Genomic DNA, 10,244 nt, shown 5'->3' on the forward strand with positions numbered 1-10,244 from the left:
CTACCCGGTGCTCTACACCGGCCGGGGCGGGCTCGTCGCCCACGAGTGCATCGTCGACGTGCGGGGGATCACCCGCGAGACGGGGGTCACCGCCGAGGACATCGCCAAGCGGCTGATCGACTACGGCTTCCACGCGCCGACCATGTCCTTCCCGGTCGCCGGCACGCTGATGATCGAGCCGACCGAGTCCGAGGACCTCGCCGAGCTCGACCGGTTCTGTGACGCGATGGCCGAGATCCGCGGCGAGATCGACCGCGTAGCGGCCGGGGAGTGGCCGCTGGAGAACAGCCCGCTGCGCAACGCCCCGCACACCGCGGCCTGCCTGCTGGGGGACTGGGACGCGCCGTACGGGCGAGAGCGGGCTGCCTATCCCCTGGCCACGCTGCGGGCCGACAAGTACTGGCCGCCGGTGCGCCGCATCGACGGCGGGTACGGCGACCGCAACCTCGCCTGCTCCTGTCCGCCGCCGTCGGCGTACGAGGCCTGACCTCAGGCGGCGTGGTGGCGCTGCGGCGGTACGGCGCTGCCGTCCGGCAGGAGGTCGCCCCGGTCGTCGAAGCACACGACGCCGTTGCAGAGCAGGTTCCAGCCCTGCTCGGGATGGCTCGAGATCACCCGGGCGGCGTCCCGGTCGGCGGCGTCAGCCGGCGGACAGCACGGCTCGTGTTGACAGCTGCCGACCGCGACTCGGCTGCTGGCGTCGTGGTGGGTCATCGCCCGTGCCCTTCGTTCTGGGTCTGGTGACGCCGTCGGGCGGCGACGTCACATGTGCACTATCGGCACGTCGTCGGCGGTTCAGTAGCCGTTGGACTCCAGTTGTGGCCGTCTCGTTACGCAACCAGCCCTGTGCAGCGTGCGTGAGGGGGATCCCGTTACTCCAGGGGCCGCCGATCCGAACTGACATAATGTCCATTATCGGCGTTAGGTAGACTGAACCGGAAGCGAGGCGGCAGCGAAGCTCTCTCGAGCGAACCGAGAACCGCCGACGGACGTCATACCGATGTGTACGGCGTACCTGCGCGCGGTCAGGGAATCCTCAGCCGCAACAGGCACGTTGTAACAGGCAGACGCCGTAACGCGCCGTCGACGATTCAGGAGGCCGACATGGGTGAGCGAGTCCTACGGGGCAGCCGCCTGGGCACGACCAGTTACGAGACCGACCGCAACACCGATCTCGCGCCGCGCCGCGAGGTGGTCTACGACTGCCCGTCCGGCCACGAGACGCGCATGGTCATGGCCAGCGACGCCGAGGTGCCACCGACCTGGGAATGCCGCAGCTGCGGCGTCGTGGCGCTGCTGCGCGACGGCGAGACGGTCGACCCGAAGGCCGCCAAGACCGCCCGCTCCCACTGGGACATGTTGCTGGAGCGCCGCTCGATCGCGGACCTCGAAGACGTGCTCAACGAGCGGCTGGCAGTGCTCCACCCCGCTCCGCGGTCGCGCAAGTCAGCCTGACATAACGGCGAGCGCGCCCGTCATGCGGGCGCGGGAACGTCTTCCTCGCTGACTGTCAACGCGAGGTCGAGAGTCACGGGGGGCTGGCGTCGCCGGACCAGCCACGCGGCGGCAACCAAGGCGCACAGCGCCGCCGCGGACAGGATCCACTCCGGCCAGGCGCCGACCCGGTCGGCGATGGTCAGCGGGTCGCGTAGCGGGACCCGCCGGTCGAGGATGCCAGGGGTGAAGACGCCGGTGCGGGCGAGCACCCGCCCGTCGGGGGCGATGATCGCGCTCACCCCGCTGGTCGCCGCGACGACGACCGCCCGCCCGCTCTCCACAGCACGAAGCCGCGAGATCGCGAGCTGCTGGGCGGTCTCTCCCCCGTCACCGCTGTCCCCGGCGTGTTCGTAGCTGGCGTTGTTGGTCTGGACCACGAGCAGCCGCCCGCCGCCGGTCACGGCCTGCCGCACCACGGCGTCGTCGGCCACCTCGAAGCAGATCGCGTCGGCGATCGTGATGCCGCCGATGCGCAGCACGCCCGGTTTCGTGCCGGGGACGAAGTCCTTGGCGATGAGGTCGAAGCGGCTGTTGATGCGGGTGAGCAGCGAGCGGAACGGCAGGTACTCCCCGAACGGCACGAGGTGGCGCTTGAGGTACATCTGGCCCGGACCGGTCGTCGGCGACCACACGATGCCGGCGTTTCGGACATGGTCGGGGCCGGGGCCGTTGATCACGGCACCGACCAGGATCGGTACGCCGACCGCCGCGACGGCGTCGTCGACCATCGCGCGGGCCAGCGGGTTCGTGCGCGGGTCCTGGTCGGAGGCGTTCTCCGGCCAGACCACGAAGTCGGGCCGGGCCCGGGAGCCGGCGGCGACGTCGTGCGCCAGCACCTGCGTCTCGTCGAGATGGTCCCTGGTGACGGCGTACTGCTGCGCGAACTCCTCGAGGCCGAGCCGCGGCACGTTGCCCTGCACCGCCGCGACGACCGCCGAGCTCGGCGCGCCGCCCGCCGACGTTCCTGCGGTCGGCAGGCTGATGGCCAGCGGCCCGGCGACCACTGCCCCGACCGCGAGCAGACCGAGGACGGCTCGGCGGTTGCGCACCAGGCACAGGTACGCGAGCGCGCTGCCGCCCACCGCGACCGCCCAGGTCACCAGCGGTGCGCCGCCGATCGCCGCGAGGCGGACCAGCGGGCCGTTGGCCTGACCGAACGCCAGCCGGGCCCACGGGAAGCCGTCGAAAGGCCAGCGGTCGCGAAGGAACTCCTGGCCGACCCACATCAGCGAGCACGCCAGCGGCCACCACCGCAGCCGCCCGGCCAGCGCGAGAGCCGGCCCGAGCGCGAGGTACCACAGCGACTCGATGATCGCGACCGCCGCCCACGCCTCGATCCCGAACGGCTGCAGGAACGACACCGTCGGAACCCACATGCCGAGGCCGGCGAGCATCCCCAACCCGGCTGCGGAGCGCAGCCGCCGGCCGCGCACCGTCAACGTGAGGCCGGCGACCCCGAGCAGCGCCACCGGCCACCAGCCGAGGGGCGGGAACGCGGTCCACAGGGCCACACCTGACGCGATCGCCGCGGCGGCACGAGGAGCCCTACGCGAGAGCCCGCAGCGTGGGGGAAGGATCCGCTTCACTACCCCGGAACGTATCTCGGATCCGGCCCGGATGCCCTTCGGACCGACGCCAGGACGGCCGGCCGCCGCCCTCACGCCGTTGTCTACTGGGCATCCGGACCGCTCCCGAATGGTCGCACCACGCCTGACTTCGGTCCGGCGACGCACCGGAGGCCGACTGGACCTGGCACCAGCTCAGTCGCGGCGGGTGCACACCGTGACTGACCGGCCAGTCGGTATCTCGCAATGGTCGCCTTGGTGAAGGCCACGCGTCCCTGTGGTGGACGCGCAGGAAACTAGCGGCGTGCCTCCTGCGCCTGTCAACTGGCCGCTGACCTGCGCAAACGCGCGAAATTGCAGGTCAGAGGCCAGATGAACAACCGGGAAATCTCGCCCGTTCGCCCGGTCGGAGCAGGCACGTCCAGACCCAGGCGCCCAAGGACACAGCACACGCCGCCACAACCTCGACCTGAACTCGACAGTCAGGCAGTTGGTAGGTGGTTCGCCTCGGGGTCGAGCCACGAGGGACGCGACTGCGGTCCCCACAGCCGCGCCAGCCGGCGATAGTCCGCTCGCAGCGCACGGTGCAGCTGCGCGACCAAGGACGGCGTCAGGTCGAGCTCGTCGGCCGCCACCTCGCGGCGTACCAGCGCCGAGCCTCCCTCGTTGAGCCGGACCATCCAGTCGGGCACCCGGTGGGTGTTGCCGGTCCGCAGCACGAGCTCCCCGACGGCCCGCCACCACGCCCGCGGCGGCCGCTTGCCCGCGCTGGCGTTGACCACCGCGCCCGCGGCGCCGGGCGGGCGCCATGACGTGTCGATGCCGAGGAAGCCGCAGACCCGCTCCAGCACCGCCTGTGGCTCGGCTTCGAGCTCGTCGAGGCTGAGCAGCAGCATCCGCTCACGGGATATCGCCGCCAGCCACTGCTCGGCTTGCAGGGCGTAGCTCGTGGTCAGCAGATAGCGCGGATCGGTGGTCAGCGCCTCACTGATCGGTCGGGTCTCGCTCCCCCAGGCCAACGCGTGCAGGTAGGCCGAGCGCATCCGGGCGACCGGCTCGCGTACCACGTAGATGATCTTCGGCTCGGCAACCAGCGACGTGACCCGCTCCGCCACGCCCGAGTAGTGCGGAAACATCGAGTACGTCGTCGACGCCTCGCCGATCGCGACCGCGCCGCCCGCCTGGGCGAACAGCGAGCGGTACCACCCCTCCCCCCGTTCCCAGGCCGACCGGTCGGAGAAGTAGTGCGGCTCCTTCGGGTCGCACAGGTAGGCCTGCGGGTGCTGCTGCAGCAGGCGGTGCAGGGTGCTCGTGCCCGACTTCTGGGCGCCGATGATGAAAAACCCCGGCAGCACTCCCTCCACGGGGCACGACCCTAGTGCGGCTAGGCAGCCGAAGTGCCGCTTTGTCGACTTAGCGATACCAGCGCCGCCAGGCTGATCGCCGCGATGACGCCGCCGAACACCTCGCCGGTGTGGATCAGGCCGTACTTGTCGCTTGCCGCCCCGATCGCGACGACCGGCAGCGAGATGCCGACGTAGCAGATCGCAAAGAAGCTCGAGGCGACCTTGCCCCTCTCCTGCGGCGGCGCGGCGGCGGTGACGGCACCGAGCGCCGACCGGAAGCTGAGCCCCTGCGCCGCTCCGGCGAGCACTCCCCCGGCGAGCAGCAATGCGAGCGACTTCATGCCGATGGCGACTCCGAGCAGCGCACTGCCCGCGATCAGTGCCGCCGTGCCGCCGAGCAGGGCGCCGCGCGTCGCGACTTGCAGCGACGCCGCCTGGCCGACCGCCGACGCCGCGAACACCGCAAACACCACCTCACCGGTGAGGAATGGGTCGCGGTGGCCGAGCAACGCCAGGGTGGCCGCACACACGGCGGTGAAGAAGCCGAGCACCGCGAAGCCGGCGAAGCCCGCCGTACCGGCCTGGACGAACGCCGCCCGCGACCCGCTGGGCACGCCGAGCTTCTGGAAGCCCAGCCGTCGCGGGCCGTCGACCTTCACCGTCTCCGGCGTGGCGAGGACGGCTACGGCCGCAACCACCGCGAGCGCCAGGTGCACGGCGTAAGGGGTGGTCAGCGGGTCCGCGACGTACTTGGCGAGGACGCCGGCGAGCAGCGGGCCGAGCCCGAGCCCGCCGATGTTCGCCAGCGCCGCGATGAGGCTGGCCGGCACCTTCCGGTCGCCACCGGCGAGATCGGAGATGGTCGCAGTCGCGGTGCCGGTGAACACTCCCGCCGACAGCCCGGAGAGCAGCCGGCCGAGCAGGAGCAGCGCCAGGCCCGCATCGTGGCCGTGCACCTGGGCGGTGACCAGGAAGACCACCGACGACGCCGCTGCTGCGGCCAGCCCGGCGAGCAGCGACGGTCGGCGGCCGATCCGGTCCGAGGCGCTGCCGAACCCGACGAGCGCGAGCAGCACGCCGATCGCGTAGGTCGCGAACACGATGGTCACGGTCAGCGACCCGATGGCGAAGCGCCCCTCGTACGCCGGATAGAGCGGTGTGGGCAGCGTCGTACCGAGCATCGTCGTGGTGAAGGCGCCGGCGACCAGCGCCGTCGCGATGGGCTTCGGCGCGCTACGGGTCGTCGGCACGGCGTGATCGTTCCACCCAGGCCGTGGAATGACTCATCGGGCGTCGGCATTGATCTCAGAGTGAGTTCTGAGCCCCCGGCGACCCTCCCACTTGCTGTCCTCGACTTCGTGGGGATCGAGTACGGCGAGACCGCTCACGCGTCCATCGCCGGCGCGGTCGGGATCGCCCAGGCGGTCGAGGCCGCGGGTTACCGCCGCTACTGGGTGTCGGAGCACCACAACATGCGCAGCCTCGCCTGCAGCGCACCGGAAATCCTCACCGCGCACATCGGCGCGCTGACGTCGACGATCCGGGTGGGCGCCGCGGGGATCATGCTGCCGAACCATTCGTCGCTGAAGGTCGCAGAGACGTTCCGGACGCTGCTGGCGATGTATCCGGGCCGCATCGACCTGGCGCTGGGTCGCGCACCCGGGACGGACCCGTTGACCGCGCACGTGCTGCGGCGCGGGATGGTCGCCGATCCGGGGGCGGAGTTCCCCGGACAGGTCGGGCAGCTGCTCGGCTTCCTCGACGACGCGTTCCCCGACGACCATCCCTACAAGCCGCTCGTGGCCGCACCGGTGGTCGACGAGAGTCCCGAGCTGTTCATCCTCGGGTCGAGCGGGTACGGCACGAAGTTCGCCGCGGTCAACGGGATGAGCGCGGTGTTCGCCCATCACATGAGCCCGGACATCGCGATCGAGGCGCTCGTCGCCTATCGCGCGGAGTTCGAGCCACGGGTGTCTGGCGCCGAGCCGTACTCCGCGATGTCGGTGCTGTCGTTCGCCAGCGAGGACGAGGAGGCGATCGCCGAGTTCGAGGCGGGCTGGACGCTCACGATGCGCAACATCCGCGCCGGCATCCGGGAACCGCTGCGGCCGGAGCAGGTGCGGGATTTCGCTAAGTCGTCGGAGTTCACCGCGACACGCAACCCCGTTGGCCGGATGGTGACCGGCACGCCCGACGCCGTTGTCGCCCGGCTGCAGCAGCTGAAGGCCGAAGCGGAGGTCGACGAGATCGTCGTCGTCACGCCGGGCACCGACCGGTCGCGCCGTACCGCAAGCTTCGTCGCGATCGCCGACGCTTGGCGCCGCGCGGCCTGACCGGCGGTCAGGCGAGCTCGTGCGCCACCCTCAAGACAGCAGCGACCGGCCGATCACGAGCCGCTGGATCTGGTTGGTGCCCTCGAAAATCTGCATGACCTTCGCCTCGCGCATGTAGCGCTCGACCGGGTACTCGGTCGTGTAGCCGTAGCCGCCGAAGACCTGTACGGCGTCGGTCGTCACCTTCATCGCGGTGTCGGTCGCGAACAGCTTGGACATCGCGGCCTGCGCTCCGTAGCTCAGACCGGCGTCGCGGCGGCGGGCGGCGGACAGGTAGTTGGCCCGGGCCGCCTCGATACCGGTGGCCATGTCGGCGAGCAGGAAGCTGACGCCTTGGTTGTCGGCGATCGGCCGGCCGAACTGCTGACGTTCCTTGGCCCACTGGACCGCGGCGTCGAGCGCCGCCTGGGCCACCCCGGTCGCGATTGCGGCGATCCCGAGCCGACCGCCGTCCAGCGCCGACAGCGCGATCCGCATCCCGTCGCCCTCGTTGCCGATCAGCCGATCAGCCGGGACCCGGACGTCGTCGAGGACGAGCTGAGCCGTGGCCGACGAACGCAGCCCCATCTTTCGCTCCGGCGGCTGGGGGTGCAGGCCCGGCGCGTCGGCGGGCACCAGGATCGTGGACACGCCGCCGCGCGCCTCGTCGGAGGTGCGGCAGAACACGTTGTAGTAGTCGGCGTACCCGCCGTGGGTCACCCACGCCTTGGTCCCGGAAAGCACGTACGAGTCGCCGTCGCGGCGGGCCCGGGCCTGCAGGGATGCCGCGTCCGACCCGGACGTCGCCTCGGACAGCGAGTACGCACCGAGCCGCTCGCCACCGAGCATGTCGGGCAGGTAGGTCTTGCGCTGCTCGTCCGAGCCGAACGCATCGACCGGGTAGCAGCTCAACGTGTGGACGCTGACTGCCAGTGCCACCGCCGCCCACGCCGTCGCCAGCTCCTCGAGCACCTGCAGGTACACCTCGTACGGCATCCCGCCGCCGCCGTGCTCCTCCGGGTAGGCCAGACTCAGCAGACCGGAGCGGCCCAGTAGCCGGATCGTCTCGCGTGGGAACTCGGCGCGTTCCTCGTATGCCGCCGCGTGCGGCGCCAGCTCGTCACGGGCGAGCTCGCGCACCAGGTCGATGAGCTGGTGTGCCTCGGCGCTTGGCAGCACCCGCTCGACGGCCACGTCAGCCGGCCAGCACGACGAGGTCGCGGTCGATCGTGTCGAGGCGCTCGACGCCGTCGTCGGTTACGACGACGATGTCCTCGATGCGGGCGCCGTGCCGACCGCTCGCGTAGATTCCCGGCTCGATCGAGAAGCACATTCCCGGCTCGAGCACCACGTCATTGCCGGCGACGATCCACGGCTCCTCGTGTTCCTCCAGCCCGATGCCGTGCCCGGTGCGGTGGATGAACAGCTCGCCGTAGCCCCCGGCGTCGATGACGTCGCGCGCCGCCGCATCGACGCTGTGTGCGGTGACGCCGGGACGCACCTGCGCGACGGAGGCGATCTGAGCGGCGAGCAACACGTCGTAGTACACGGCGAAGTCGCTCGGTGCGCTGGCCCCGGCAATGTATGTGCGGGTGCAGTCGGAGCAGTACCCGTCGGGCATGGTGCCGCCGATGTCGACCACGACCGGATCACCCGCCTCGATGACTCGGTCGCTGACGTGATGGTGCGGGCTCGCCCCGTTGGGCCCGGACCCGACGATCACGAAGTTCACCTTGGTGTGGCCGGCGGCGAGGATCGCGTCCGCGATGTCCCGGGCGACGGCAGCCTCGGTGCGGCCCGGGCGAAGCCACTCGCCCATCTGCGCGTGCACCCGGTCGATCGCCGCGCCGGCCTCCCGCAATGAGGCGATCTCGTCGGCGCGCTTGCGCAGACGCAGAGGGCGCAGAACCTCACCCGCGAGGCGCTGCTCCACGCCGGCGAGCACGTCTTGGAAGCGCAGCACCTGTTGCGCCCACATCCGGTCGGCCACGCCGACGACCTGCGGGTTGCGGCCGAGCGCATCGTTCAACCGGGCGGCCACCAGCCGAAAGGCGTCGTCGGTCTCGCCGTGCGTGGCAAGGGCGACATGCTCGGTGGCGCCGCTCACCTCTGCGGCGTGCTGCTCCAGTCTCGGCACGACCAGGAACGGCTCGCCGGCCGCCGGTACGACGAGGCAGGTCAAGCGCTCCAACGGCAGGGCGTCGTAGCCCACCAGGTACCGCAGGTCGGCGCCGGGGGTCACGAGCAGCGCGTCGATACCCGCGTTCGCCGAGGCTGCCGCGGCCCGGGACAGCCGATCGTGAAACGGCGCAGTCACGATGTCAGATTACGTCGCTACGCCTGCTCAGCCCGCGGCTTTCGGGCGGTGCACGACCGCGAGCAGACGGATCGCTTCCCCGAACATCGTTGACTTGATGACCCCGAGGTTTGGGCCGGCCTTGCCGGTGAGCGGCCGCACCAGGTCGAGGGCGGCGCTGCGTACCTCCGACTCCGCGACCGCGGCGGTCACGATGCCCGCCGCCAGCGCGTCGTTCCCGCCGTAGCGACGCCCCGTCGTCATCGACTCCATCGCGGTCGCCGGTGACAGCTTCGCGCGCAACAGGGCGTCCATGCCCGGCGGGAACGGCAGGTCGAGGTCGACCTCGGGAAGGCAGAAGAAACCGCGGTCGGCCCGCATCACCCGCCAGTCGTGCGCCATCGCGAGCATCCCGCCTGCCGCGAAGCAGTGGCCTTGGATCGCGGCGACGGTCGGCATCCCGAGCGACAACACGCGGCTGAGCAGGCGCTGCACGGTGTCGACGTACCACTCGCCCTGGTCCGTGTGGGACATCAACCAGTCGAGGTCGAGGCCGTTGGACCAGAACTTCCCGTCCGCGACGGTCACCAGGGCCGCCGGACCGCTCCTCGACTCGACGTCGTCGAGGCAGCGGTGCATCGCTTCGAGCCACTCCGGCGAGAAGCGGTTCTCGTCATTGCCGATGTTCAGGACGGCGACCTCGCCGTCGCGAGTCAGTGTTGGCACTTGGTTAGTGTGCCGACATGCCCGCTGGCTCCTCCGACCGGCTCATGCTGCTCGACTCTGCCTCGATGTACTTCCGCGCCTACTACGGCGTCCCCGACACCATGGCGGCGCCGGACGGTACGCCGGTGAACGCGGTCCGCGGCTTCCTCGACTACATCGCCCGGTTGGTCAGCGACCGCCGACCGACGAAGCTCGTCGCCGCCATGGATGCCGACTGGCGGCCGCAGTGGCGGGTTGCCGCGATCCCGTCGTACAAGGCACACCGGGTGGCCGACGAGGCGACCAACGAGGAGGAGGTTCCGGACACCTTGTCGCCGCAGGTCCCGATCATCGAGGACGTGCTGGACGCGCTCGGGATCTGCCGGGTCGGCGTACCGGGCTACGAGGCCGACGACGTGATCGGAACGCTCGCCACCTCCGCGGCATGCCCGGTCGAGATCGTCACCGGCGACCGTGACCTGTTCCAGCTGGTCGAGGACGGGCGTGGCGTCACCGTTCTCTA

11 protein-coding genes are annotated in these 10,244 nt (G+C 70.9%); 4 read left to right on the top strand and 7 right to left on the bottom strand.

What is annotated here, in order from left to right; all coding sequences use genetic code 11:
* Window positions 1–487: glycine dehydrogenase (aminomethyl-transferring) (locus VG899_08600; protein ID HWA66411.1), on the top strand; the 487-nt coding region annotated here is incomplete at its 5' end.
* A gap of 2 nt (window positions 488–489) precedes the next feature.
* On the opposite strand, the gene VG899_08605 is transcribed toward VG899_08600, so the two are convergent.
* Complete coding sequence (locus tag VG899_08605; GenBank protein ID HWA66412.1) at window positions 490–714, bottom strand: DUF5999 family protein; 225 nt, start codon at window positions 712–714, stop codon at window positions 490–492.
* A gap of 390 nt (window positions 715–1,104) precedes the next feature.
* Here VG899_08605 and VG899_08610 point away from each other — a divergent pair, with 390 nt between their 5' ends.
* On the top strand, window positions 1,105–1,455 hold the full coding sequence (locus tag VG899_08610; protein ID HWA66413.1) for an RNA polymerase-binding protein RbpA: 351 nt from the start codon (window positions 1,105–1,107) through the stop codon (window positions 1,453–1,455).
* A gap of 20 nt (window positions 1,456–1,475) precedes the next feature.
* Here VG899_08610 and lnt read toward each other — a convergent pair whose 3' ends face one another.
* The 3 genes from lnt to VG899_08625 all read right to left on the bottom strand — a co-directional run bounded on the left by lnt (window position 1,476) and on the right by VG899_08625 (window position 5,658).
* A complete protein-coding gene (gene lnt / locus VG899_08615) occupies window positions 1,476–3,008 on the bottom strand; it encodes an apolipoprotein N-acyltransferase (protein HWA66414.1) in 1,533 nt (510 codons plus the stop codon).
* A gap of 536 nt (window positions 3,009–3,544) precedes the next feature.
* Window positions 3,545–4,426: a sulfotransferase gene (locus VG899_08620; protein HWA66415.1), complete on the bottom strand. Its 882-nt coding sequence runs from the start codon at window positions 4,424–4,426 to the stop codon at window positions 3,545–3,547.
* Window positions 4,427–4,446: 20 nt separating this feature from the next.
* A complete protein-coding gene (locus VG899_08625) occupies window positions 4,447–5,658 on the bottom strand; it encodes an MFS transporter (protein ID HWA66416.1) in 1,212 nt (403 codons plus the stop codon).
* A 60-nt stretch (window positions 5,659–5,718) separates the two neighbouring features.
* Here VG899_08625 and VG899_08630 point away from each other — a divergent pair, with 60 nt between their 5' ends.
* A complete protein-coding gene (locus tag VG899_08630) occupies window positions 5,719–6,741 on the top strand; it encodes an LLM class flavin-dependent oxidoreductase (GenBank protein HWA66417.1) in 1,023 nt (340 codons plus the stop codon).
* A gap of 30 nt (window positions 6,742–6,771) precedes the next feature.
* On the opposite strand, the gene VG899_08635 is transcribed toward VG899_08630, so the two are convergent.
* Genes VG899_08635 through VG899_08645 form a run of 3 tightly spaced genes read right to left on the bottom strand, consistent with a single transcriptional unit; the run spans window position 6,772 to window position 9,742 of the window.
* On the bottom strand, window positions 6,772–7,914 hold the full coding sequence (locus VG899_08635) for an acyl-CoA dehydrogenase family protein (GenBank protein ID HWA66418.1): 1,143 nt from the start codon (window positions 7,912–7,914) through the stop codon (window positions 6,772–6,774).
* 1 nt (window position 7,915) lies between these two features.
* Entirely contained in the window at window positions 7,916–9,037 is a 1,122-nt protein-coding gene (locus VG899_08640; protein HWA66419.1) for a Xaa-Pro peptidase family protein, read from the bottom strand.
* 27 nt (window positions 9,038–9,064) lie between these two features.
* Window positions 9,065–9,742 carry an enoyl-CoA hydratase-related protein gene (locus VG899_08645; protein HWA66420.1) on the bottom strand — a complete coding sequence of 226 codons (678 nt, stop codon included), beginning with the start codon at window positions 9,740–9,742 and terminating at the stop codon, window positions 9,065–9,067.
* 17 nt (window positions 9,743–9,759) lie between these two features.
* On the opposite strand from VG899_08645, the gene VG899_08650 reads away from it, so the two are divergent.
* Window positions 9,760–10,244, top strand: a 485-nt coding sequence (locus tag VG899_08650) for a flap endonuclease (GenBank protein HWA66421.1), incomplete at its 3' end; no start/stop codon positions are given.

It is taken from the genome of Mycobacteriales bacterium, from assembly GCA_035550055.1.
In the GTDB taxonomy this organism is placed as follows: domain Bacteria; phylum Actinomycetota; class Actinomycetes; order JAFAQI01; family JAFAQI01; genus DASZTV01.

Coding starts and splice junctions, on each gene's coding strand:
- VG899_08605 (HWA66412.1), bottom strand. CDS start 714: ATGACCCACCACGACGCCAGCAGCCGAGTCGCGGTCGGCAGCTGTCAA.
- VG899_08610 (HWA66413.1), top strand. CDS start 1,105: ATGGGTGAGCGAGTCCTACGGGGCAGCCGCCTGGGCACGACCAGTTAC.